This is a genomic window from Anaerosporobacter faecicola (assembly GCF_012070565.1).
Classification (GTDB): Bacteria; Bacillota; Clostridia; order Lachnospirales; family Lachnospiraceae; genus Anaerosporobacter; species Anaerosporobacter faecicola.
On the sequence record NZ_JAAQRO010000011.1, the window covers coordinates 111,049 to 135,872 of the forward strand.

The 24,824-nt window shown below is 37.3% G+C and carries 20 protein-coding genes; all 20 read right to left on the reverse strand.

Features of this window, described 5'->3' with window-relative positions:
- Positions 1-83: 83 nt before the first annotated feature.
- A complete protein-coding gene (gene lgt / locus HBB17_RS07680) occupies positions 84-968 on the reverse strand; it encodes a prolipoprotein diacylglyceryl transferase (protein ID WP_167956909.1) in 885 nt (294 codons plus the stop codon).
- Between the two features lie 60 nt (positions 969-1,028).
- Positions 1,029-2,126 (reverse strand): redox-regulated ATPase YchF, encoded by a 1,098-nt coding sequence (ychF, locus tag HBB17_RS07685; protein ID WP_167956910.1) that lies wholly within the window; start codon positions 2,124-2,126, stop codon positions 1,029-1,031.
- A 119-nt stretch (positions 2,127-2,245) separates the two neighbouring features.
- Entirely contained in the window at positions 2,246-2,914 is a 669-nt protein-coding gene (locus HBB17_RS07690) for a thiamine diphosphokinase (protein ID WP_167956911.1), read from the reverse strand.
- 13 nt (positions 2,915-2,927) lie between these two features.
- Positions 2,928-3,584 carry a ribulose-phosphate 3-epimerase gene (gene rpe, locus HBB17_RS07695; protein WP_167956912.1) on the reverse strand — a complete coding sequence of 219 codons (657 nt, stop codon included), beginning with the start codon at positions 3,582-3,584 and terminating at the stop codon, positions 2,928-2,930.
- Between the two features lie 40 nt (positions 3,585-3,624).
- A complete protein-coding gene (gene rsgA / locus HBB17_RS07700) occupies positions 3,625-4,503 on the reverse strand; it encodes a ribosome small subunit-dependent GTPase A (protein ID WP_167956913.1) in 879 nt (292 codons plus the stop codon).
- Entirely contained in the window at positions 4,503-6,647 is a 2,145-nt protein-coding gene (gene pknB, locus HBB17_RS07705) for a Stk1 family PASTA domain-containing Ser/Thr kinase (RefSeq protein WP_167956914.1), read from the reverse strand. Before pknB ends, rsgA begins: the two co-directional genes overlap by 1 nt.
- A gap of 15 nt (positions 6,648-6,662) precedes the next feature.
- A complete protein-coding gene (locus HBB17_RS07710; protein WP_167956915.1) occupies positions 6,663-7,385 on the reverse strand; it encodes a Stp1/IreP family PP2C-type Ser/Thr phosphatase in 723 nt (240 codons plus the stop codon).
- Between the two features lie 15 nt (positions 7,386-7,400).
- A complete protein-coding gene (rlmN, locus tag HBB17_RS07715; RefSeq protein WP_167956916.1) occupies positions 7,401-8,444 on the reverse strand; it encodes a 23S rRNA (adenine(2503)-C(2))-methyltransferase RlmN in 1,044 nt (347 codons plus the stop codon).
- A gap of 21 nt (positions 8,445-8,465) precedes the next feature.
- A complete protein-coding gene (gene rsmB, locus HBB17_RS07720) occupies positions 8,466-9,833 on the reverse strand; it encodes a 16S rRNA (cytosine(967)-C(5))-methyltransferase RsmB (RefSeq protein WP_167956917.1) in 1,368 nt (455 codons plus the stop codon).
- Entirely contained in the window at positions 9,826-10,542 is a 717-nt protein-coding gene (locus HBB17_RS07725; protein WP_167956918.1) for a zinc metallopeptidase, read from the reverse strand. The genes rsmB and HBB17_RS07725 overlap by 8 nt, the downstream gene beginning before the upstream one ends.
- Before the next feature lie 13 nt (positions 10,543-10,555).
- Positions 10,556-11,488 carry a methionyl-tRNA formyltransferase gene (gene fmt / locus HBB17_RS07730; RefSeq protein WP_167956919.1) on the reverse strand — a complete coding sequence of 311 codons (933 nt, stop codon included), beginning with the start codon at positions 11,486-11,488 and terminating at the stop codon, positions 10,556-10,558.
- Positions 11,489-11,499: 11 nt separating this feature from the next.
- Entirely contained in the window at positions 11,500-11,982 is a 483-nt protein-coding gene (gene def, locus HBB17_RS07735) for a peptide deformylase (protein WP_167956920.1), read from the reverse strand.
- 91 nt (positions 11,983-12,073) lie between these two features.
- Positions 12,074-14,374, reverse strand: coding sequence for a replication restart helicase PriA (priA, locus tag HBB17_RS07740; RefSeq protein WP_238483701.1), 2,301 nt, complete (start codon positions 14,372-14,374; stop codon positions 12,074-12,076).
- A gap of 30 nt (positions 14,375-14,404) precedes the next feature.
- A complete protein-coding gene (locus HBB17_RS07745) occupies positions 14,405-15,907 on the reverse strand; it encodes a UDP-N-acetylmuramoyl-tripeptide--D-alanyl-D-alanine ligase (RefSeq protein ID WP_167956921.1) in 1,503 nt (500 codons plus the stop codon).
- A 218-nt stretch (positions 15,908-16,125) separates the two neighbouring features.
- A complete protein-coding gene (locus HBB17_RS07750; protein ID WP_167956922.1) occupies positions 16,126-17,622 on the reverse strand; it encodes a UDP-N-acetylmuramoyl-L-alanyl-D-glutamate--2,6-diaminopimelate ligase in 1,497 nt (498 codons plus the stop codon).
- 64 nt (positions 17,623-17,686) lie between these two features.
- Positions 17,687-19,153, reverse strand: a complete 1,467-nt coding sequence (locus HBB17_RS07755) for a UDP-N-acetylmuramoyl-L-alanyl-D-glutamate--2,6-diaminopimelate ligase (protein ID WP_167956923.1) — start codon at positions 19,151-19,153, stop codon at positions 17,687-17,689.
- 134 nt (positions 19,154-19,287) lie between these two features.
- Complete coding sequence (gene dapF / locus HBB17_RS07760; RefSeq protein WP_330588183.1) at positions 19,288-20,151, reverse strand: diaminopimelate epimerase; 864 nt, start codon at positions 20,149-20,151, stop codon at positions 19,288-19,290.
- A gap of 120 nt (positions 20,152-20,271) precedes the next feature.
- Entirely contained in the window at positions 20,272-21,453 is a 1,182-nt protein-coding gene (locus tag HBB17_RS07765) for a trans-sulfuration enzyme family protein (RefSeq protein ID WP_167956934.1), read from the reverse strand.
- Between the two features lie 285 nt (positions 21,454-21,738).
- Positions 21,739-23,292 carry an ABC-F family ATP-binding cassette domain-containing protein gene (locus HBB17_RS07770; RefSeq protein ID WP_167956924.1) on the reverse strand — a complete coding sequence of 518 codons (1,554 nt, stop codon included), beginning with the start codon at positions 23,290-23,292 and terminating at the stop codon, positions 21,739-21,741.
- A 213-nt stretch (positions 23,293-23,505) separates the two neighbouring features.
- Positions 23,506-24,675, reverse strand: a complete 1,170-nt coding sequence (locus HBB17_RS07775) for an ABC transporter permease (RefSeq protein WP_167956925.1) — start codon at positions 24,673-24,675, stop codon at positions 23,506-23,508.
- Between the last annotated feature and the right edge of the window lie 149 nt (positions 24,676-24,824).

Here is a 24,824-nt window from a genome sequence, read left to right on the forward strand (position 1 = left end):
AGATCATGGAGAGATAAAATTCAAAAAAAGTCGGCATTTCAAGTCAATTAATTGACTTAAAATGCCGACTTTTATATTCTATTCTACTGACGATTCTTATTTTCTTTATTCTTTCCTATCTTTGTACGTTTAGCAATCCATATTCCAATTGCGACAATTACAATCGTAATCGATAACAATTCTGAAACAGCTAGATTGGTTCCCCAAAGCAAAAGTTGGTCTGTTCGGAGTGATTCGATCCAGGTACGACCTACCCCATAGCCAATTACGTAAAATATAAATAGCTCTCCATCAAATTTCTTATGTTTCGTATAAAGAAGTATAAGTATTAAAAGAATCAGATTCCATAGCGATTCATATAGAAATGTTGGATGAACCTGAATGTATTCAATACCTTTGATACGTACCACATGATCTAATAATTCCTGGGTAATATTCGAAGACGCCACTTCTGCTTTATTAATCTGCATTGCAAGTAGTCCATCACTATAACCACCAAAGGCTTCCCGATTGAAAAAATTACCCCATCTACCGAGAATCTGTCCCAACAACAAACCAACGCTACACGTATCTGCTAATAAAGCAAAAGAAACTTTTTTCACTTTCGTAAAAATGATTCCTGCTAATACACCCGCTATGATTCCACCGTATATTGCAAGTCCACCTGTACGTAGATTTAAAATACTAAGAAGATCATCTTTGAACTCATCAAAGCTAAATATCACATAATAGAGTCTTGCACCTACAATTGATGCAATAATTGCATAGATTGCAAAATCCAAATACAATTCCTTTTGTTGTCCTGTACGTTTTGCCTGCCATTCTACCAGATAAAAACCTGCTAACATACCACATGCTATGATGATTCCATAATATGCGATCTCTATACCAAACAGAGAGATACCTGTCCCTAACTGTCCAATCTCAATTCCCAAATTGGGAAATCGTATACTAGTATCTAGCAACATTTCGTGAACCTTACTCCTTTCGAAAGTGACCTTGCCAATAGGAAGGTTAACATTGGATCATTATACGTTGAAGCGGAATAATACAACATCTCCATCTTGTACAACGTATTCTTTTCCTTCTGAACGAACAAGTCCTTTTTCTTTTGCTGCATTATAGCTACCGCAAGCAACAAGATTATCATAACTAACAATTTCTGCACGAATAAATCCTCTTTCGAAGTCTGTATGGATTTTTCCAGCAGCCTGAGGAGCTTTTGTCCCCTTAGTAATTGTCCATGCTCTTGTTTCTTGCTGTCCTGCTGTTAAGTAACTGATTAGACCTAAAATTGCATAACTAGCATGGATTAATTTTTCAAGACCAGATTCTTTTAATCCCAAGTCTTCTAAGAATTCTTTCTTTTCTTCGTCATCTAATTCTGCAATTTCCTGCTCGATCTGTGCGCAAATTACAAATACTTCTGAGTTTTCTTCTTTTGCGAACGCACGAACCTTTCCAACCATTTCGTTATCTTCTCCATCAGACACTAAATCATCTTCACTTACGTTTGCAGCATAGATAACCGGTTTATATGTTAATAGATTATAGGATTGAATTAGTGCAATTTCATCTTCATCATCTGTTTGGAATCCTTTTGCAAGTTTTCCTTCTTCTAGATATGCTTTCAGACGACCGATTAAATCCACTTCTTTTGCTAGAGATTTATCATTCTTCGCACCCTTTGATGCTCTTGATAAACGACGATCCAATACTTCAATATCTGCAAAGATTAGCTCTAAATTGATTGTTTCTATATCACGTAAAGGATCGACATTACCATCTACATGAATAACATTGCTGTCTTCAAAACAACGTACAACATGAACAATTGCATCCACTTCACGGATATTAGATAAGAATTGGTTTCCCAACCCTTCCCCTTTTGATGCACCTTTTACTAAACCAGCAATATCAACAAATTCAACAACTGCAGGCACGATCTTTAATGTGTCATACATCTTACCAAGTACATTGAGACGTTCGTCTGGTACTGGAACGATACCAACATTGGGATCGATGGTGCAGAATGGATAGTTTGCAGATTCTGCTCCTGCTTTCGTTAATGAGTTAAATAACGTACTTTTACCTACATTTGGTAATCCAACAATTCCTAATTTCATTTGTGTCTCCTTTTCTATCACTTATAACAACGTATTCGTTGTTTATTCTATCATTTAATAAATTGCAAAATCATGTCGTACAAAGAAACATGAGTAGCAAGAATGGAAATCCATCCTCTTTAATCTTTGGATTCAATCACGATTAAGATTCCTTCTTCAAGCACAATCGTACCCTTTTCGTCAAGAAGTTCATTACTAATTCCCAAGCTACTTTCTTTTACCAAAGTCGCATCATGTAATGGATACTTAAATCCCTGTAAGGTAATCCCATGTACTTGATCTGTATACGCAAGCAAAGAAAGATAGTTTCCATACATCTTTCTTTTTTCCAAAGAAGTTGTCTGTTCAATGGTATAAATCGCATTATGTGCATCAATGATTCGTGCATCGATGGAATTCTTCATAAAAAGTGTTAATAAATGAATATTGGCAAGTACATGATCGAATCTTGTACCAGTAGCACCAAGAATTGTAACCGAAGTTGCTCCCTTTTCAAGTGCTGTTTCATATGCCAAATGCGTATCTGTATAATCTTTTTCCGGCGGGAATTGCTTCCACTCAAGATTGCAATTATTCGACTTTCGAATTTGCTTTAGAATATCGGAATCAACGGAATCAAAGTCTCCTACGATACAATTAATCGATAATGGAAGTAATAGGGCTGCTTCCACTCCTTTGTCCGCTGCAATGACATAATCATACGTTTTCTCCTTAAGAAAAGATTTCGCAAAATTAATATCTACGAAACCTCCTGTTATGATCAAAACATTCATCCGCTCTACTCCCATCTAAACTAGTACACTAACAAGTCTTCATCTTCTTGTAAAACTCTTTTACATTCGAAGCTTTGTCTCCCGCAAATACAGCAGTACCTGCTACTACAATATTAACACCCGCCTTGATTATCTCTTCCACGTTGTCCAGTGTCACGCCACCATCAACTTCAAGATCAATTGTAAGGTTTTTTTCGTCTATTTCTTTCCGTAGTTTTTTAATCTTTTCTAAAGTAAACGGTAAGAATTTCTGACCACCAAATCCCGGATTAACACTCATTAACAGAACCATATCTAGTTCTGGTAACACATGTTCAAGTACACCGATTGGTGTAGCCGGATTTAGTGCAACACATGCCTTCTTTCCACATGCTTTGATCTTCTGTATCGTACTATGAAGATGCTTACACGCTTCATAATGAACAGTTATGATATCAGCTCCAGCTTTTGCAAATTCTTCTATATAACGTACTGGTTCTTCAATCATAAGATGAACATCAAATACCATGTCTGTTTGACTACGAAGTGATTTCATAACCGGAATTCCAAATGAAATACTTGGAACAAACATACCGTCCATAACATCTATATGAAGGTATTCTGCCCCTGCTAAGTCAATCGCTTTGACTTCTTCTCCTAATTTTGAAAAATCTGCTGCTAGAATTGATGGTGATAATTTGTTCATACTTTCCTCTTTCCTTACCGTCGGATTTTTATGGTATTCACTAATATTTTTTCTTTTCTTTTAATTCATTGTATAATAATAGATAATTTTCATATCTGGTTTTGCTAATCTTACCTTCCGAAAGTGCTTGTTTTACCCCACATTGTGGTTCATTAATATGGGCGCACCCTTGAAATCTACAATATTCTTCATATGGAAGGAATTCTGGAAAAAATGATCTCAGTTCTTCTTTTTCAAACTGATCAATATAGAGCGAGCTGAAGCCAGGCGTATCAAATAAAAAGGAATCATCATCAATGGCAAACAACTCAGAATGTCTCGTTGTATGTTTTCCTCGCTTAATTTTTTCGCTTATGCTTCCAACTTCCATCTGTGCAGAAGGAATCAGATTATTAATCATTGATGATTTCCCTACTCCTGATGGTCCTGCTAGAACTGTTGTTTTACCAGCCAATATGTCTCGAATAGGTTGCAATCCTTCTCCTTGCAACGCACTGGTAAAAAACACATGATATCCACCTAATCGATATGTCTCTTCTAATAGTCTTTGTTCTTCCTGTGAAACAATATCCCGTTTGTTAAAGCATACATAGGTTTCCACGTTTTGCTTATTCATCATGATCAAAAATCGGTCAAGTAGATTTAGATTGGGATCTGGATTAGCCGCAGCAAAAATTACCAATGCTTGGTCCACATTAGCAACTGCTGGACGTATCAATTCATTACTTCTAGGTAATATCGAAACGATATTACCTAGTTTTTTTTCTTTATCCAATTCTTCAATTCTCACATTATCCCCAACTAGAGGCTTTATCTTTTGATTACGAAAGATTCCTTTCGCTTTACATTCATATACCCCGTGTTTGGGTACATGAATGTAATAAAATCCTGCAATTCCTTTGACGATCTTTCCCTGCATTATTTCGCTACCTTCTTGAATGTTACTTCTTGTTCTCCAAACTCTTCTCCATCTAAGTAGAAGATAACCGTAGCAGCACCTTCATGCTCACCTTGAATCGTTACGGATTTAGGGAAGTCTGCTGCAGACATTGTCTTAGAATACGCATCCATCTGTGGATCATCGTAATTATCATAATAGATATCTATAGAAACGACGCCATCTTCCATATCATCTGCAAATGGACTTGTTGACATTGTTACATTCGCTGTATAGATATATTCCGTAGTATCTTCTTTAGCTCCAAGGCTTATGGTAATATCAATCTTTGTTCCTTCTTCTACTTCTGTATTTGCAGCATAGGATTGTTCCATTACCGTTCCCTTATCATACGTATCAGAATTAGCAGTACTTACTTTACCAACAACTAATCCATTGGATGTGATTAACTTTTCTGCATCCGACTGTGAATAATTACGTAAATCTGGAACCTTAACATATTTCGTTTCTTTTCCTTTGCTTACATATACCGTAATCTTGTCGCCTTTGTTAACCTTTTCACCTGCTTTTGGTGAGGTTTTAATTACTAGACCAGATTCTACAGAATCATCATACGCATATTCATGGGTAACTTTTAATTCTTGATCTTCTTTTAAGATTGTATCTGCCTGATCCTCTGTAAGACCTGTTACATCACGAAGTTCAAAGGCTTCTACTCCCGTACTTACTGTAAGTACGATCACTGTATTCTTATCAACTTCTTCTCCACCTTTGATACTTTGTTCAATTATATAATTCTCTTCTACAACATCAGAAGCTTTTTCTTCATTACGAGAACTTAACTCCGCTTCTTTTAAAAGTGCAATTGCTTCTTCTAACGTTTTACCAGTTACATCAGGAACAGGAACTTTTTCACTTAATTCGTCCGTTGCTTCTGGGGAGGCAGATTCTAGTTCTTCTTCAATTTTATTATCACTTCCTTTGCTTGATCCAAATTTAAACAGACCAAAGCCTTTTCCAACGATTGCAATAATAACAATACCTAATACGATCGCTACGGTAATTGATCCAGCAATAATAAATTTCTCTAACTTTGGATCAACATCTTTTTCATCATCAGTATCTTCTTCCTCATTCTCATACATCTGATTATCTACTTGATCCTGGTTATATCCATTGTTACGGTTTAGATTATTCTGCATATTATAATTTTGTGAATTATAATTACCAGAACCACCATTATTATACCCAGAAGCTTCTCTGATCTCACCAACTTGCTCAGGAGTCAGATTAATGGTAGGAGAATCGCTTACTCCCATAGGAGCCATTTTAACGAATTCCCCATTCGGGTTGGATAAAGAACGTTTTAAATCTTGAATTAATTCCGACGCACTTAGATAACGACGTTCTGGTTTCTTCTGCATACATTTCTGTACGATCTTATCCAAACTTGGTGGAATTGTAGGATCGATCTGTCGAAGTGGCATAGCATCTCCTTGAATATGAAGAAGTGCTACTGCAACTGCATTGTCCCCTTCAAATGGTACTCTTCCACTTAACATCTCATATAATGTAACACCTAATGAATAGATATCACTCTTTTCATCACTATAACCACCTCTAGCCTGTTCAGGCGAGATATAATGTACACTTCCCATTGCATTCGAAGTAATGGTATTCGAAGTTGCTGCTTTGGCAATACCGAAATCAGTAACTTTTACTTTTCCTTCTCTTGAAATGATTATGTTCTGAGGCTTGATGTCTCTATGAATAATATGATTTGCATGAGCCGCTTCCATACCTTGTGCAATCTGAATGGCAATTCCAACGGCTTCCTTTATCTCTAGTTTTCCTTTACGTTCAATAAAACTCTTTAATGTTATACCTTCAACCAATTCCATTACAATGTAATGTAGATTCCCATCATCTCCAACATCATATACATTCACGATGTTTGGATGCGATAATCCTGCTGCGGACTGTGCTTCGCCTCTAAATTTTGAGACAAATGTTTGATCATCACTGTATTCAGGTTTTAATACTTTTATTGCGACATTTCGATTCAAACGATGGCATTTTGCTTTATAAACATCAGCCATTCCGCCGGTACCGACTTTTTCTATAATTTCATATCTGTCGCTAATAAACATTCCCGGTTTAATCATTTTTTCACCTCTCTATTATGGTTTTACAACAAGTGCTGTAATATTATCCTTGCCACCGTATTCATTCGCTTTTTCAACAAGCATTCTTACTGCACTCTTAATTTTGTCTCTTCTTGATGTCACGATATCGAATATTTCTTGATCATCAATCATGTTAGTTAATCCATCAGAACACATAAGAATAATATCATCATCCTTTAAAGCCACCTCAAAGAAATCTGGTACTACATCCCGACCAGCTCCCATTGCTCTCGTAATAATATTCTTATTCGGGTGGAATCTTGCCTCACTTTTATTAATCTCCCCATTCTTAATCATCTCTTCTACTAAGGAATGATCCCTGGTGATCTGCTTTATACTGTCTTGTATCAGATATAATCGTGAGTCTCCAACATTCGCAACATACATGATTTGGTCAATGACTGTTGCTACAACAAATGTTGTTCCCATACCTTCCAAATTAGGATCTTCTTTTGCTTTATTCAATAGAAGCGTATTCGCATTTTTAATTGCTTCCTCAAAAAGTCGAATAGGTGAAGTCAATTTACTATTTTGAATAAACGTAACTACTTGCTCTACGCTAAACCTTGATGCAAAATCCCCTGCTTTATGTCCTCCCATTCCGTCAGCAACAATAAATAAATTGGGAAGGCTGCCAACTGGATTCTGTTCAGTAAAAACAAAATCCTGATTCATCTTTCGTTTCATACCAATGTCGGTGATTGAAAATGATTCCATGGCGTTACCTCCTTATTAATTCGTATGCTCATCCATATAGCTTTTTCTGAGCTGTCCACAGGCAGCGTCAATATCCGCGCCCATTTCTCTTCTAATAGTAACATTAATTCTATTTTTTTCAAGTATATTTTTAAAATTTTGGACGAAGTGCATCTGCGTCTGTTTGAAATCCCGCTCCTTAATTGGATTAACAGGGATCAGATTCACATGGCAATTCAACCCACGAATTACATGAATTAATTCTTTTGCATGCTCTTCCTTATCATTCACGCCCTCAACCAAACTGTATTCAAAGGTAATCCTTCTACCTGTCTTTTGATAATAATACGTAACTGCGTCAATAATCTCTTTTATACTATATCGATTGGCAATCGGCATGATTTCACGTCGAATGGTATCGTTTGGTGCATGTAAAGATATCGCTAAAGTAATCTGTAATTGCTGATCAGCTAATTCTCGTATTCTTGGTACTAACCCACACGTAGATACGGTAATGTTTCTTTGGCTAATGTTCAATCCATTTTCATCGGTTAATAATTCAATAAATCGATTTAGATTATCATAATTATCAAGAGGTTCCCCTGTACCCATAACGACTACATTCGACACCCTCTCTCCTGAAATTTTTTGGATCTTATAGATCTGATCAAGCATCTCCGCTGGCGTCAGATTTCTCTCCAAACCGCCTAATGTGGAAGCACAAAATCGGCAGCCCATTCGGCAACCTACCTGCGAAGAGATACATACAGAATTCCCATGCTTGTATTTCATCAATACACTTTCAATTACACGGTTATCGGATAACTCAAACAAGAATTTACAAGTACCATCTTTTGCAGATTCTCTTTTATCCACAACCCTTAAGGATGTTAGTGTAAAATTCTCGCGTAAACGATCTCGCAAAGGCTTGGACAGATTGGTCATCTCTTCAAAATCATTTACAAGCTTCTGGTGCATCCACTCATAAATCTGTTTGGATCGAAACGCCTTTTCTCCAAGTTGATTCATGACCTCTTTTACCTGTTCAAAATTCATGGATTTTAGATCTTGTTTTTCCATTTTTCTTTCACCTCCCATGCGCTATCTTCGAACAAATCTTGCAAGGAAAAAACCATCTGTATGATAGATTCCAGGAATGAATTGTAGATAACCTTTTGTCATTGTACTATCGCTTTCTTCTCTCTTCACAAAACGTTCTGGCAAGAATTCCGTTAAGGGCTCTAATACAAAATCCGAATGATTCAAGAACCATTCTACATTCTTTACGTTTTCCTCTACATTCACTGTACAAGTACTATAGATCAGTGTTCCACCTTTTTTAACGTACTTGTTTACTACTTTAAGGATCTCTTTTTGCAATGCTACCAGTTCTTTTTGGCTTTCAGGTGTAATATTGTACTTTATATCATTTTTCTTTCCAATAACACCAAGTCCAGAACATGGAAGATCTGCAATTACTACATCTGCTTGTTCTGCTAAGCTTTCATCAAACTGCAATGCATCTTGTACACGTGCTTCTATATTTGTGTAACCCAATCGTTGAATATTCTGTCTGATCAAATCCACTTTATAGTCTGTCAAATCACATGCGATTACTTTACCGGTTCCTTCAAGCAGCTGAGCTGCGTGTAAGCTTTTTCCTCCTGGTGCTGCACAAACATCAATTACAAGATTATCTTTTTTAATTCCTGCTGCATGTGCTACCATCATAGAGCTCTCATCCTGTACTTGAAAATAGCCTTCTGAAAAACCAAATAGTCGTTGGATAGAATCGTATTTGGAGATTTTTAGTGCCTCTTCTAAGTAAGTTCCGTCTCCCACCAATACGCCTTGTTCCATCAAACCTTTTCGCAATTCCTCTACAGAAATCTTATTGGTATTGCAGCGAATGGTTGTTTCTCTTTCAGCAAATGAAGCTTGCAACATCTTCTCCACCACATCAAAGGAATATTCTTCAAGCCAATTCTTAATGATCCATTCTGGCATAGAGTATACAACACTGAGATATGCTACTGGCATAGCAACTTTACTTGGATACGGAATCGTATCTAGCTGTCTGCTTATGTTACGCAATACACCATTCACAAAACCACGAAGATTTTTGAAACCTTTCTTCATAGCTAACTTAACGGATTCATTGCAAGCAGCACTTGCTGGAACCTGATCCATATATTTTAACTGGTATACACCAAGACGTAAAATATTACGTATTACTGGTTTTAACTTATTTACCTTTACACTAGAGAATTGATTGATGATATAATCTAACTCGATCATTCGTTCAATCGTTCCTTCTGTTAATCTCGAGAGAAATGCTCGATCTTGTTTTGACAGGTATTGATATTTGGTAAGAGTCTGGTTCAATACTTTATTACTGAATTCTCCGTTCTGGGTTACTTCCATCAATATCGCCAGTGCCATTTCTCTTAGATCCATTTCTTTAGTCACGGTTTCTTCTTCCTCCAAATAATATAATCAAACGAAGCAACTGTAAGATTGATGCAGCTGCGGCTGCCACATAGGTAAGTGCGGCTGCACTAAGTACCTTTCTCGTCTTCTCTACTTCATTTTCTGCTAGAATTCCTGAGCCTGCCAATATCTTCACCGCACGATTTGAAGCATTAAATTCCACTGGCAACGTTACAAGTTGAAACAGTACGGCTGCACTGAACAAAAGGATTCCCAAAGTAATCAATGGTTGTGCTCCTCCTAAAAAGATACCAATAATGATTAACGGCCAAGAAAGTGTTGCCCCAAAGTTCGCTACAGGAACAAGTGTTGTACGGAATTTTAATGGAGCATACCCCTTGTTGTGCTGGATCGCATGTCCGCATTCATGCGCCGCAACACCAATGGCTGCAACTGACGTACTTCCATATACACTATCTGATAGACGAAGAACTTTGCTTCTTGGGTCATAGTGATCGGTTAGATTTCCACTGATATGCTGTACCGTAACGTCATAGATTCCTGCATTTTGTAAAATTCGTTGTGCTGCTTGTGCACCTGTATATCCAGACATACTACGTACATTGGAATACTTAGCAAAGGTTGATTTTACTTTTGCCGATGCCAATAAACTAAGCACAACACCAATTAAAACCAACAGGTAGGTTGGGTCAAAATATCGATAACCATATCCATAAAATAATGCCATAATTGTCACTCCTTTACTGCCCAAGTACAGTTCCCTTCTCTATGGAGAATCCACGTAAGAAGGCTCCTGCATCCATACGTTTTTTTCCTTCTAATTGTATCTCTTTGAGTGCCAATGCCTGTTCTCCCGTCTGAACGATAATTGCATCCTTGGTTAGTTCAACAATTTCTCCAGGCTTTCCACCATATTCTTTTAATTCCACATCAGCTCTCCATACCTTTAGTGTCTTACCATTCAGTGAAGTATATGCACTTGGCCATGGATTTAATCCACGGATCAATCGTTCTAAAACTACTGCAGACTTCGTAAAATCCATATTGCCTAACTCTTTTGTAAGTCTTGCTGCATAAGTAGATGCTGCACTGTCTTGTTTCGTACGCACAATAGTACCTTCTTCAAAAGAACGTAGCGTGTCAATAAGCAGATCTGCACCTGCTTCTGCTAATTTATTAAATAAGCTTCCACCCGTTTCTTCTTTTTCAATCGGAATTTCAACTCGATTGATCATATCACCAGTATCCAAACCTGCATCCATCTGCATGATTGTAACACCTGTAGTTGGTTCACCATCAATGATTGACCACTGAATCGGTGCCGCTCCACGGTATTTTGGCAACAAAGATGCATGTACATTTACACAACCATAAGTTGGCATATCAAGCAATGTTTGTGGTAAAATCTGACCAAATGCAACGATCACTCCGATATCTGGCTGTAACTTACTTAATTCCTCGATTACATGCTCCTCACGTACTTTAACCGGTTGATAAATTGGTAGACCATGCGCCATTGCAACTTCCTTAACAGGCGTATATAATACGGCTTTCCCTCTTCCTTTTGGTTTATCTGGCTGTGTTACAACTCCAACGACTTCATGTCCTGCTTCGATAATTTTCTCTAACGTTGTTACCGCAAAATCAGGAGTTCCCATAAAAAGAACTTTCATGCAAATTCCTCCTATTCTTCCTCTAAATCGCTCACATTGTAGAGTTTTCCTTCTACTTTTTCTACATAGAGATGTCCATCCAAATGATCAATTTCATGACAGAATGCACGTGCTAATAAACCTTCTCCTTCATAAACGACTTCCTCCATATTACGGTCCAATGCTTTCACTTTCACATAATTTGGTCGTGTTACAACCCCCACTTTTCCAGGAACACTTAAACAACCTTCATCCCCTGTTTGTTCTCCACTTGTCTCTATAATCTCTGGATTGATCAATATAATTGGAGAATCGCCTTCTGGTGTAACATCAATTACAACCAAACGTTTTAAGATTCCCACTTGAGGTGCTGCTAACCCAACACCTTGTGCTTCATACATTGTTTCTAACATATCATCAATTAAAATCTGTGTACGGTCATTCATTTCCGTGATCACTTTCGCTGTTTTATTCAGTACGGTATCACCCATTGTTCTAATATTTCGAATTGCCATTTTAATCTTCCTTTCCCTTCTTGTCTTCTCGTTGTGCAAGCATTCCTCGCATATTGTATCAAATCTGCTTGGCTCTGAACAGTTCCACTTGCTAATAACTACTCATTGGATTGAAATCAAATTGAACACTACAACCATTAAAAATCTTTGAATATTCAATAAATCCTTCCATAAAATTTTTCAAATTCCTTAAATATATATAATCCATATGTTTCATATAAAGAACATATCGGTATATATCGTTCACTTTTGCAACATTTGCTTTTACTGGACCAATGATTTCTAATTCTTCTTTTATCACATCTTCCGATATACTTTCATTTTCTTGTGCTTGCTCTAAGCGAACACATTCCTGTTGCTTATAGTCTAAAACTGCTGCCTTAAACAACTCTGAAGCTTGTTCAACGGATTGTTCATTTTTTGAAGTAAGAAATGCCACTAATATATTGGATACTGGTGGATATTTCATCATGGTTCGAAACAAGATCTCCTTCTCATAAAATCCTACATAATCATTCACTGCTGCTGTTGTTACACTGTAATTCGTAGGACTATATGTCTGAATTACCACTTCTCCATTATTCTTACTTCGTCCCGCTCGTCCCGCTGCTTGTGTTAATAGTTGGAATGTCTTCTCTGCCGCACGATAATCATTTGCATAGAGGGACAAATCTGCAGCTAAAATTCCAACTAAGGAGACATTACCAAAATCATGTCCTTTCACAATCATCTGTGTTCCTACTAAGATATCTGCTTCCTGTTTTGCGAACGCGGATAGGATCTTTTCATGTCCATCTTTTCCAGCCGTTGTATCCATATCCATTCGCAACACCCTAGCTGACGGGAACTCTTTTTTTACCATCTCTTCTACTTTTTGCGTACCCGTACCAAATGTCGCGATATATGGCGAACCACAACTTGGACACTTCTTGGGCATGGGCTCTTCATAACCACAATAATGACAGACCAACTGATCCGCTCTTCTTCCTGTATGATAGGTCAACGATACATCACAATGAGGACATTTCATAACATGTCCACAACTTCTGCAGGAAACAAAACCTGCAAAACCCCTACGATTTAAAAACAACATAATCTGCTCTTTTTTATCCAAACGATCCTGTATCAGTTCTTTCAATTTTTCACTAAAAATGGATTTGTTCTTCTTCTTTAATTCTTCCCGTAAATCAACAATATAGACTTTGGGAAGTGCAGCTTGATTAACTCTTTCTTTCAACTCATATAATTTGTATTCCCCATCTTTTGCACGTTTATATGCTTCTAGTGATGGAGTTGCAGAACCAAGGATTACGCTTGCTTCTAACAGACTAGCACGATAGATTGCCACCTCTCTTGCATGGTATTTGGGTGGCATTTCACTCTTATAGCTACCTTCATGTTCTTCATCAATAATAATAAGCCCTAACTTTTCAAATGGAGTAAATAATGCAGACCTCGGTCCAATCATAATATCAATCTCGCCCTGTTTTGCCCGCAGATACTGGTCATACCGTTCACCTTTTGATAGCCTAGAGTTCATAATTGAGATACGGTCACCAAACCGTTTATAGAATCGCATGACGGTTTGATACGTCAATGCGATTTCAGGAATTAATAAGATTACCTGCTTGCCTTGTTTAAGAACATGATCCATCATCTCCATGTAAACTTCTGTTTTCCCACTTCCTGTTATTCCATGCAGAAGATAGGTTCTTCTCTTTCCTTCTTCATATTCTTTTGTAAAATCATTGACGATTTCTTGCTGTTTTTCTGTCAATGTGACAGGTTTTTGCATTTCTTGTTTATTCTTAATTGGATTTCGATACAGCGTCTTCGCCTCTACTCTGATAACGCCTTGTTCTTCCATTGCCTGAATGACGGGACGTGTAATTCCATATTGATGAATGGCTTCCTCATAGTCCAATTGACCCTTATCCAGTAAGACCGTTAAAAAACGAATTCTAGCTTTATAACCTTTTCTTTGTACTTCTTTCAGTAGGTTCTCCGTCTCTTCCTTTGACCATTGTAGACAGATGGTACGTTTCTCAATCATCTTTACCGTCTGTTTAACCGGCAACACAACTTTCAATGCGTCATTAAGTGTTGCCCCGTATTGTTCCCGAATCCAAGAAGCCAGCTTAATTAGATGAGATTCCATCACAAGAGCATCATCTACTACCTCGCTGATTTCTTTGATATAGGAAATATCGATCTTAGGGGTTTGAGACAAAGAAATGATATATCCCTTTATAATCCGATTTGCCTTACCAAAAGGAAATTTGACAAGTGCACCTACTACCGCTTTTTCCTCAAGATGCTTTGGAACAGCAAACTGATATGTCTTATCCAAGTTGTCAACGGAGATATCAACGATGATATCTGCATATATCATTTCTCTCACCACCTTTATGCCAAGTTATCATTATGCTTTCAATGCCGCAACAATCTCATCGGTATGCATTCCACGGGAACCTTTTACTAAGATTGCATCTCCCGACTTAACATTGTTCTTCAGATACGCAATTGCTTCTTCATTCTTCTCCATACAATGTACAATTATGCGATCATTCTTTTCTTGCACTGCTTTAGCAATTGCCTTTGCTTCCTGTCCAATGGTTACTACTTCTTCAACTTTCTTTGTAGCAATGTATTCTCCCACACCGTAATGGCAAGCATAGGAGTGTTCACCCAATTCCAACACATCCGCTAATACCGCAAAATGTCGTTTTACATCAGGTAACTCCAATAGGATATTAATTCCTCCTCGCATAGAATCTGGACTAGCATTATACGTATCATCAATGATTGTAATCCCATTGTTCTTTACAATATCTCCACGCATTGCAAGAGGTTTATATTCTTTTAATCCTTCTTTCGCTACGTCTGTATCTATTCCCAATCGATTGGCAATGGCAATGGCAACTAATGCATTATATACGTTATGTTCTCCAAGTACTTGTAATTCTATTTGACTTGCTTGTTCTTTTTCTTCTATATTAATATGCTTTTGATTCCTAACGCTTTGACTTGTACGAAGTGTAAATTTTGTATGTCCCTGCTCCGCTATCACATCCGTCGCATGGTACATACAACCATCTCCATAACCAAATGTTACTACATTCGCAGTTTCTAATTTGGCTAGCGTACGATCATTTACATCAATTTTATCACAATTCTGTGTTTTTTCTTTGTCAGAATTTTTAAGATATTCTGAAAATGGAAGAACCTTCATTAACTGCTCATCTGTTCCATTCACAAATAGTGTGCTTTCAGAACCAAATTCGTTAATAATATTCATCTTTTCTTTTCGTATGTTCTCTTTGGAGCCTAATTGACCAATATGCGAAACACCAATGTTGGTGATCACCGCATGCGTTGGTTTTGCAACTCTAGCAAGTTTTTCCATCTCCCCTTCTTCACTGATTCCCATCTCAATAACTGCAACTTCATGGGTATGGTCAATGCGGAATATGGTTAGTGGCAGACCAATCTGGCTGTTCATGTTCCCTGCTGTTTTTAATACACGATATTTTGTTTCCAATGCTGCAGCGATCATTTCTTTCGTCGTTGTTTTTCCAACACTTCCTGTGATTCCAATAACCGGTATCTGAAACTTCTTACGATAAAAAACCGCTAAATCTTGTAACGCCGTAATCGTATCTTTTACTCGGATCACCGCTTGATTTTCTTTTACCTTTGAAACATCAACAGATTTACTCGTAAAAACAGCTGTTACTCCTGCTTCTAACACCGCTGGTATAAAAGTATGTGCATCTACCCGTTCCCCGATGATTGGAACGAATAACATACCTTCCTTCGCTTCTTTTGAATTGGTACCTACCTCATGAACCTGTAATTGCTCTTTCCCACAGAGTAGTTCACCAGCAACTGCTTCTACGATTTCCTTAATACTTAGTGATTCCATACTTATCTTCCCATGTTATCTCCTATTGCATTTCACTAATAATCATTCGAATCTACCTTTATTATGCTACATTCTCCTGTTTTCAGATTCTAACGCTCTGTGTTTCTTGCCAACACAAAACACATGACATTTGACATTGTAATATTACAAATTTGTATTATTACAATAAAATGCAACAAGATGTCACATAGCTCCTTCCTAAAATATAATCGTTTTGCTCAATTATTTCGCTTATTTTTCATTATATTACTCTTACTCTCATTTAGAATCTCCTGAATAATTATCCGTTCATCCATTGGATACTTTGCGCCTTTAATCTCCTGATAATCTTCATGCCCTTTTCCTGCTAAGATTACAAAATCTCCTTCTTGTGCATGTTCCATGCAATAACGAATTGCTTCTCTACGATCAGCAATCATTACACAAGTCCCTTGCGCTTTTTTAATTCCGGTCTGAATATCCGCAATAATATCCATTGGTTCTTCAAATCTTGGATTATCCGAAGTAACTACCGTCAGATCTGCAAGTCTGGCAGAAATTTCACCCATCTCATATCGACGGAGTTTAGAGCGGTTTCCCCCACAACCGAACAGACAAACTAGACGGTTCGGTTGATATTCTCGTAATGTCAACAACAAACTTTTTAAACTAAGTGCATTATGTGCATAGTCAATCATCAAGACATACGGCTTTCCAATTGGAACAATCTCCATTCTTCCTCTTACCTGCACTTTTGCAAGTGCCTCAACAAAAGTATGGGTAGGTATGGATAGTTGATAACATAAAGCAATGGCAGTTAATGCATTATATACATTAAATGTTCCTGGCATCCCAAGTCTTACTGGGGAATTCACCAAACCTTTTGTGTAAAATGCAATTCCTAGTTGGTCTTTTTCTTGGTACTGTTTAAAATCATGTGCCATTACATCTGCATGGTTCTCTACCCCATATGTTGTAATTTCACATGTATGCCCCGCTAGAATTCGCTCAACATAAGGATCATCTTTATTCACTATTCCATGTTTGCATTGTTGAAAAAGTAAACTCTTGCAATATAGGTATTCCTCAAAATCCGCATGTTCCTTCGGTCCAATATGGTCCTCCTCAAGATTCGTAAATATTCCATAGTCAAAAAGAATACCTGCCGTTCGTTCATACTTAAGCCCTTGGGACGAAACCTCCATGACAGCATATTTGCAGCCCGCATCTACCATTTTTCGAAGATACTTGTGTATGGTATATGCTTCCGGTGTTGTATTTTCTGAAGGAATCTTTTCTTGATCAATGATTGTTTCGATCGTCCCAATCAAACCTGTTTTTAATCCAACTCCCTGTAACATGGATTGAATCATATATGTTGTTGTGGTTTTTCCTTTTGTACCCGTCACGCCAATCATGGTCAATTCACGTGCTGGATAATGAAAATAGGCAGCGGACATTACTCCGTAGACATATTTCGTATCCTCAACGAAAAGAATTGTTCCAGTATAACCTCCTAACCCTTCAACTTCTTTTTCTACTACGATCGCACTAGCACCTTTGTTCATTGCATCAACTGCAAATTGATGTCCATCAACAGTAGTTCCCTGAATACAAACAAACACATGATTCTTAAGTTCTTCTCTTGAATTCATAGAGAGACCATCAATCTCAATCTCTATGCTTCCAGTCACGATTGTATAAGAAACCTCTTGTAAAAGGGCTCCTAATTTCATCTACTCACTCCTCATTCCATCTCAATTATGGATTTCGTTATCTAATTCTATTATATCCGATTTCTTACGCAAATGTTCTACAATTCGCATAATCCTCAATAACTTCTCTTTCATTATAATAATGTTTTACACCATTAATTTCCTGATACTCTTCATGACCTTTTCCAATCAGAATAATAATATCGCCTTTTTGGGCATGGTCAAGAGCATAGTGGATTGCTTCCGTACGATCCTCGATCTCAATAAATTTTCCATTGCTACGAGCTAAACCAACTTTAATATCTTCATTGATTGCAGCTACTTCTTCATCTCTTGGATTATCACAGGTTAGTATAGACAAATCCGCCATTCTTCCACATAATTCACCCATATCATAACGGCGTAGCTTCGATCGATTTCCACCACAACCATATACACAGATGATTCTCTTTGGATCATATTCAGAAACCGTTGTAAGTAGACTTTCCACGCTTACTGCATTGTGAGCATAGTCAATCATCACAATAAAATCATCCGATACTTTTACGATTTCTGCTCTTCCTCGAACGGTAATGTTGGCTAAGGCATCTAACATGATCTCTTTCGATAATCCAATTAAAGTACCAATCATCAATGCTACCATAGAATTATACGAACTAAATCTTCCAGGAATATTTGTTTCCACATGTGCATCCAACATACCACAAACATCGAAAGAGATGCCTAGATGTCCATGCATCATTAGGAAATCAATATTAGAAGCACGAAGGTCTGCTCCCTCATTGAAACCAAATGTCTTCACTTCACAGGTGTGATTGTTTAAAACTCCTTCTGCACTTGCATCATCACAATTGATCACGCCAACTTTACATTGTCTGAATAACAAGCTCTTACATGCAAGATATTCCTCCATGTTAGCATGTTCATTTGGTCCAATATGATCTGCTGAAAAATTCGTAAAAACACCATAATCAAAGTTAATTCCTGCTACACGGTCCATCTTCAGGCCCTGAGATGACACTTCCATAACTACATATTCACAACCAGCGTCTACCATCTTGTGGAATAAGGAATGTAATTCATAGGATTCTGGTGTCGTGTTCTCTGTTTTAACTTTTTCCCCATTTATAACAGCACCAATGGTTCCAATCACTCCTACTTTTTTCCCTGCTTCTTCTAACATCTTCTGAATCATGTAGGTTGTTGTTGTCTTTCCCTTGGTACCGGTTAGCCCAATGGTAACCATCTTTTCAGCTGGATAATCAAACAAAGCAGCTGACATGAATGCCAATGCTCGTCTGGCACTGGTAACACGAATCACCGTTACTGCTTCATGAATCTCTACTTCTTTTTCAACTATGATTACGGTTGCACCTTTTGCAATTGCATCTGGAATAAAACGATGGGCATCCACCGTCGTTCCACTAATACAGACAAACGCAACCCCTTTTGTTACTTTTCTAGAATCATAGATGATATCTGTTACTTCTTCTTCTAGATTTCCTTTAAGAAGCTGAAAATCAATCTTCTCTAATAAGTTACGTACTTGCATACTCCATTATCCTCCCTAAGCCATGGGCTCAACTATTCTATCACAAATCAATTCATCTCATTGTTTACGCACAAATATCCCCTCTTCTTCTCCATGTAATGACCATATCAAAGAATAGGGGATAAGTTAAATCATTATTCTTCCGTAATTATATGTCCAACTTCAAGATCCGACTCAAACATGGTGTGAGATGGGCCTGTCATGAATACATGATTGCTCTTCTCATCCCATTCAACCAACAAAGGTCCGCCAATCTGTTCTACGGTAACCTTTCGATCACATCGGTCTGTTAATACTGCTGCTACCACTGCTGTACAACAGCCTGTTCCACAGCCAATCGTTTCACCCGTACCACGTTCCCACTCACGCATCTTAATGTAATCTCTGCTCACTACTTGTGCAAAAGTAACATTCGTTTTGTTTGGGAATAATTCTGTTTTATATTCAAATGCTCTTCCATAACCATGAACATCAAAAGAAGCAACATCATCAATAAAAGAGACACAATGTGGATTTCCCCAGGAAACTGCTGTGGTATGAAACTCCTTGTCAAGCACTGTTACTGGTTGCTCAATAAATTGCTCCAATTCACTATTCACTGGTATTACACTCGTTAGCAAACGAGGCTCACCAATATCTGCACGAATATTTACGGCTTCACCATTTTCAATAAATAACTGTAATTTCTGAATTCCACCTAAAGTTTCAATGGTCAAGAATTCTTTCTCCGTAAAATGATGGTCATATACATACTTTCCAACACTTCGAAGAGCATTCCCACACATCTCTCCTTCCGTTCCATCAGGATTAAACATACGCATACGGAAATCTGCTACTTCTGAAGGACAGATTAGGACCATACCATCTGATCCAATTGCAAAATGTCGATCACTTACGTATCTAGCCAACTCTGGTAAATGATTCAACTGTTGATGAATTGCATCAATATATACGTAATCATTTCCAAATGCCTGCATTTTTGTAAATCGTATTCTCATGATTTTCTTCCAATATACAATTCCAACATAATGATGGGATCTCATTATACGTAATCGTATACCTGCTCCTTTCTTACTCTATTCGCTCATTCCTTGTACCAAACAAACCCAAACTGAGATTTAACTGTTCAATGCTTGGTCAAGATCATGGATGATATCATCAATATGCTCTAATCCAACCGATAACCGTAAGAATGTCTCTGTAATTCCAAGTTTCTGTCTTGTTTCTTCTGTTAACGATTCATGAGTCTGTGTACGTGGATACGTAATCAATGTCTCCGTTCCTCCCAGACTTTCTGCAAACATAATCATATCCAGATTCGCCAATAATTTTTGAACCGTTTCAAATGAATCCACATTAAATGAAATCATACCGCCAAAACCAGTCGTTTGTTTCTTCGTAACTGCATAATTCTTATGATCTTCAAATCCAACGTAATATACTTTCGTAACTTTAGGCTGTGTTCTTAACCACTGTGCAACTTTCATCGCATTCTCATTATGACGTTCCATACGAACAGGAAGCGTCTTCAATCCTCGTAATAAAAGCCAACAATCAAATGGTGCCAACATATTTCCCTGTGTCTTAATCTGACCACGAATAAAATCTGCCATCTCTGGTGTCTTCACAACAACAATCCCTGCTAATGCATCGTTATGCCCACCAATGAACTTGGTTGCACTATGAATTACAATGTCCGCGCCTAATGTCAATGGCTTCTGGAAATATGGAGATAGGAATGTATTATCAACAACCGTTAGCGCTCCTACCGATTTTGCAATCTTAGCGATTTCTGCAATATCTGCTACTTTCATCATTGGATTTGTTGGTGTCTCGATAAATACAATCTTTGTTTTCTCCGTAACCGCAGCTTTCACATCAGCAAGATCTGACATATCTACATAACGGAAATTTGCACCGTAACGACGATAGATATCTTCACCCATACGATAGGTTCCACCATAGATATCATCGGTTAATAATACCTCATCTCCTGGATTCAGGTTCATAAATATTGCCATATTGGCTGCTTGTCCACTGGTAAAAGCAAATGCTTCATACCCTTGTTCCAAGATTGCCATTGTTCTCTCTAATTCCTGTCTCGTTGGATTCTGTAATCTAGAATAATCAAATCCTGTAGATTGCCCCAATGCTTTGTGACGGAACGTAGACGTTTGATATATCGGAAAGCTCACAGCACCGGTAATTGGATCATTGCCCAAAGCACCATGAACTGCTTTTGATTCAAAATGTAAATCTTCTTTTTTGCTATAATCATTAAAATTACTAAAATTCTTCATCTTAATTCCCATGCCCTTTCATAAGTGTGGCAATCCTTTCAAGTCACAAATCGCCGTGAAAGATTCTTCCTTCACACTACACTTCATTTAATATATACTAGGAAATTCGAAGGACTTTCCTAGTATATGAAAAAGGTCATAAAAGAATTTTCATTCTCTTATGACCTATTCTTCCTGTTAAATTATAATCCACGCAACATTTCATGTCAACTTAATATTCAAGCATCCATAAGCCCTACGTGCTTTGCTATAACGATTCCTACTGCGGATTATCCCTCTGGTAATCTATATTCTCGTAGACCAGTTAGAACAATCGATTACTTTCGTTGCAAAACCTTCATAAAAATCTGGTTCATGGCAGATTAATAAAATACTACCTTTATAAACACTCAAGGCACGTTTCAGTTCCTCTTTTGCTTCCACATCTAAGTGATTGGTAGGCTCATCAAGCAATAAAATATTCGTTTCCTGATTGATCAACTTACAAAGACGAACCTTTGCTTGTTCTCCACCGCTTAATACACGTACCTGGCTCTCAATATGTTTCGTAGTCAGACCGCATTTTGCAAGTGCAGAACGTACTTCGTATTGCGTATAGGAAGGAAACTCTTTCCAGATTTCTTCAATACACGTATTATTCTTCGCTCCTGTCATCTCTTGTTCAAAGTATCCTTTATATAAGTAATCTCCCAAAACAACCTTTCCTTCTAAAGATGGAATGATACCAAGAATACTCTTCAGTAATGTGGTCTTACCAATACCGTTCGCACCTGTTAATACGATTTTCTCGCCACGCTCCATTGCAAATGTAATTGGTTTGGATAACGGTTCTTCATATCCAATTACCAGATGCTCTGTTTGGAAGATATAGCGGCTTGCAGCACGTGCTTCCTTAAAATGAAATTCCGGCTTTGGTTTTTCCTTGGCAAGTTCAATCACATCCATCTTATCTAGTTTCTTCTGGCGGGACATTGCCATATTACGGGTAGATACTCTTGCTTTATTTCTAGCAACGAAATCCTGTAACTCACTGATTTCCTGCTGTTGTCTCTTATAAGCAGCTTCTAGCTGTGTTTTCTTTACTTCATAGACTTCCATGAATTTGTCGTAATCTCCAACATAACGGTTAAGTTCTGCATTTTCCATATGATAGATGATATTCACTACGCTATTTAAAAATGGAATATCATGAGAGATTAAGATAAAAGCATTCTCGTAATCCTGTAGATATCGTTTTAACCATTCAATATGTGTCACATCAAGATAATTCGTCGGCTCGTCAAGTAACAAGATATCTGGCTTTTCCAACAACAATTTTGCCAATAAGATCTTTGTTCTCTGTCCACCACTCAAGTCTGTGACATCTTTATCTAAGCCAATTGCATCAAGACCTAATGCTCTTGCAATTTCATCAATCTTCGTATCAATAATATAGAAATCATGAGAATCTAGGGTGTCTTGAATAACACCAAATTCCTCCATCATGGAAGCTAATTGTTCTTCATCTGCTTCCGCCATCTGATTACATAATTCATTCATCTTCGCTTCTAATTCAAAAAGATAAGCGAATGCTGATTTTAATACATCACGTATGGTCATCCCTTTTGACAAAACAGCATGTTGATCCAGATAACCAACACGAACATTTTTTGACCACTCTACATTACCTTCATCAGGCATCAATTTGCCGGTCACAATGTTCATAAACGTTGATTTTCCTTCTCCATTTGCTCCTACAAGACCAATATGCTCTCCTTTTAATAAACGGAAAGACACATTATTAAAGATAGCTCTATCTCCAAATCCATGATTGAGATTGGTTACATTTAATATACTCATTCTTACACCTATGCATATCATAGTTCTCTATGATACCGCCTAGACCCTTTCTTTATACTTCTTATCGATTTGTTCTTTCTCTGTCATTCCACTAGATGACGTGCAGGATACTACGTATTGCTATGATTGTATTCTCGCAATACAAAACAGGGAATTTACCCTAGTATCATATTATATCGAAAATAAGTAGAAAAGCAAGTCTATTTTCATTTCCTATTCGCAACGCTGGTTTCGTTTCTTGCTAATTACAACGGCAATACAGAATAATGCAACCGCAAAAATCAACTCAATTCCCATATACCCAAAGATCTCACCTGTGTTTTCCTGGGTGAATGTTGTAATCTCTGCAATCCGATCATTGACACAGACAAACCAGTAATTTGGCGTAAATCTTGCAACCTTCATCACATTTTCCGGCAAAAGGTATTGTGGTACAAAAGCACCGCTTAGAAATGCAAGCCCTAGTGACAATACCGTTGCAATTGCACCGATTACTTTTTCACTCTTTAGCAGACTGCCTACCATATAGCTTATTCCCAGTGCGCAGAACATGAATACAAATGCATTCAAGATGTGTAATGCTAACCCCGTTGTCATCTCCTTACTAGGACTTAATACAATACTCATAACAATCATTAGAATAAAGATTACAAAAGAGAAAATCAGATTCGCTAACATTGTCTGTAACGTTACACTTCGGTTCGAAACAGGTGCAACATTAATTCTTCTGCTAATATGAATATCATTAAACACGACCATTATACTTCCAATACACGTCACTAATCCTGCAATGAATAAGTAAGATAAGAAGTTATAAAATACCTGATAATGTGATTCACTATCTGCATCTGTTTTATCCTGTACAAGATTTAATGATGCAGTTTCGTCTAATGTATCTCTTGTTAATGCACAGAGTTCACTTAATGATTTTTCAGGCATAATTTCATAATAGGATTTCAGTGTATTAAAATAGTTATTGATCATATTATCGATGTACACTCCATCCGTAGAATCTGGTACACTTCTTTTATCAACTGTAACTACTTTATTATCTAAGAATCGTTGTTCAAATCCTTCTTCAACGGTAAGAATATACTCTACTTTTCGAATGAACAGAGCATCTTCTAATTCTTCCTTTTCCGTTCCCACATCGACAAATTCACAGTAATCGCTAAGATAATCCTTTAGGTCAGCAGCTAACACACTATCTTCATCGTTATTAATAAAAGCAGTGTCAACCTTCGTCGCTTCGAATGTACCTGTTGTAGAGTTTGAACTCGTATTAGAGAATAACACAAGGATTACGGTGAATACTGCAACATAGATCAATAATGTAGGTATTGATTTTTTTAATATTTTGATGTATCCATTAAAGACTTGCATATTGTCTCCTCCTTGTTGCAAAAGGTAGTGTCAAATTTTACTACCTTTTTTATTGTATAAACCTCGATTTTATGGGAGTTTGCAATAAAAAGAGCAATGACCTCCCTTTTTGAAGTATAATGTAGTCACCACAACAAACAAAATACGAA

Excerpts from the sequence above, each read along its gene's own strand:
- lgt (WP_167956909.1), bottom strand. The coding sequence starts at position 968 with ATGTTGCTAGATACTAGTATACGATTTCCCAATTTGGGAATTGAGATT.
- ychF (WP_167956910.1), bottom strand. The coding sequence starts at position 2,126 with ATGAAATTAGGAATTGTTGGATTACCAAATGTAGGTAAAAGTACGTTA.
- HBB17_RS07690 (WP_167956911.1), bottom strand. The coding sequence starts at position 2,914 with ATGGGAGTAGAGCGGATGAATGTTTTGATCATAACAGGAGGTTTCGTA.
- rpe (WP_167956912.1), bottom strand. The coding sequence starts at position 3,584 with ATGAACAAATTATCACCATCAATTCTAGCAGCAGATTTTTCAAAATTA.
- rsgA (WP_167956913.1), bottom strand. The coding sequence starts at position 4,503 with ATGCAGGGAAAGATCGTCAAAGGAATTGCAGGATTTTATTACATTCAT.
- pknB (WP_167956914.1), bottom strand. The coding sequence starts at position 6,647 with ATGATTAAACCGGGAATGTTTATTAGCGACAGATATGAAATTATAGAA.
- HBB17_RS07710 (WP_167956915.1), bottom strand. The coding sequence starts at position 7,385 with ATGGAATCATTTTCAATCACCGACATTGGTATGAAACGAAAGATGAAT.
- rlmN (WP_167956916.1), bottom strand. The coding sequence starts at position 8,444 with ATGGAAAAACAAGATCTAAAATCCATGAATTTTGAACAGGTAAAAGAG.
- HBB17_RS07725 (WP_167956918.1), bottom strand. The coding sequence starts at position 10,542 with ATGGCATTATTTTATGGATATGGTTATCGATATTTTGACCCAACCTAC.
- fmt (WP_167956919.1), bottom strand. The coding sequence starts at position 11,488 with ATGAAAGTTCTTTTTATGGGAACTCCTGATTTTGCGGTAACAACGTTA.
- def (WP_167956920.1), bottom strand. The coding sequence starts at position 11,982 with ATGGCAATTCGAAATATTAGAACAATGGGTGATACCGTACTGAATAAA.
- priA (WP_238483701.1), bottom strand. The coding sequence starts at position 14,374 with ATGATATATGCAGATATCATCGTTGATATCTCCGTTGACAACTTGGAT.
- HBB17_RS07745 (WP_167956921.1), bottom strand. The coding sequence starts at position 15,907 with ATGGAATCACTAAGTATTAAGGAAATCGTAGAAGCAGTTGCTGGTGAA.
- HBB17_RS07750 (WP_167956922.1), bottom strand. The coding sequence starts at position 17,622 with ATGAAATTAGGAGCCCTTTTACAAGAGGTTTCTTATACAATCGTGACT.
- HBB17_RS07755 (WP_167956923.1), bottom strand. The coding sequence starts at position 19,153 with ATGCAAGTACGTAACTTATTAGAGAAGATTGATTTTCAGCTTCTTAAA.
- dapF (WP_330588183.1), bottom strand. The coding sequence starts at position 20,151 with ATGAGAATACGATTTACAAAAATGCAGGCATTTGGAAATGATTACGTA.
- HBB17_RS07765 (WP_167956934.1), bottom strand. The coding sequence starts at position 21,453 with ATGAAGAATTTTAGTAATTTTAATGATTATAGCAAAAAAGAAGATTTA.
- HBB17_RS07770 (WP_167956924.1), bottom strand. The coding sequence starts at position 23,292 with ATGAGTATATTAAATGTAACCAATCTCAATCATGGATTTGGAGATAGA.
- HBB17_RS07775 (WP_167956925.1), bottom strand. The coding sequence starts at position 24,675 with ATGCAAGTCTTTAATGGATACATCAAAATATTAAAAAAATCAATACCT.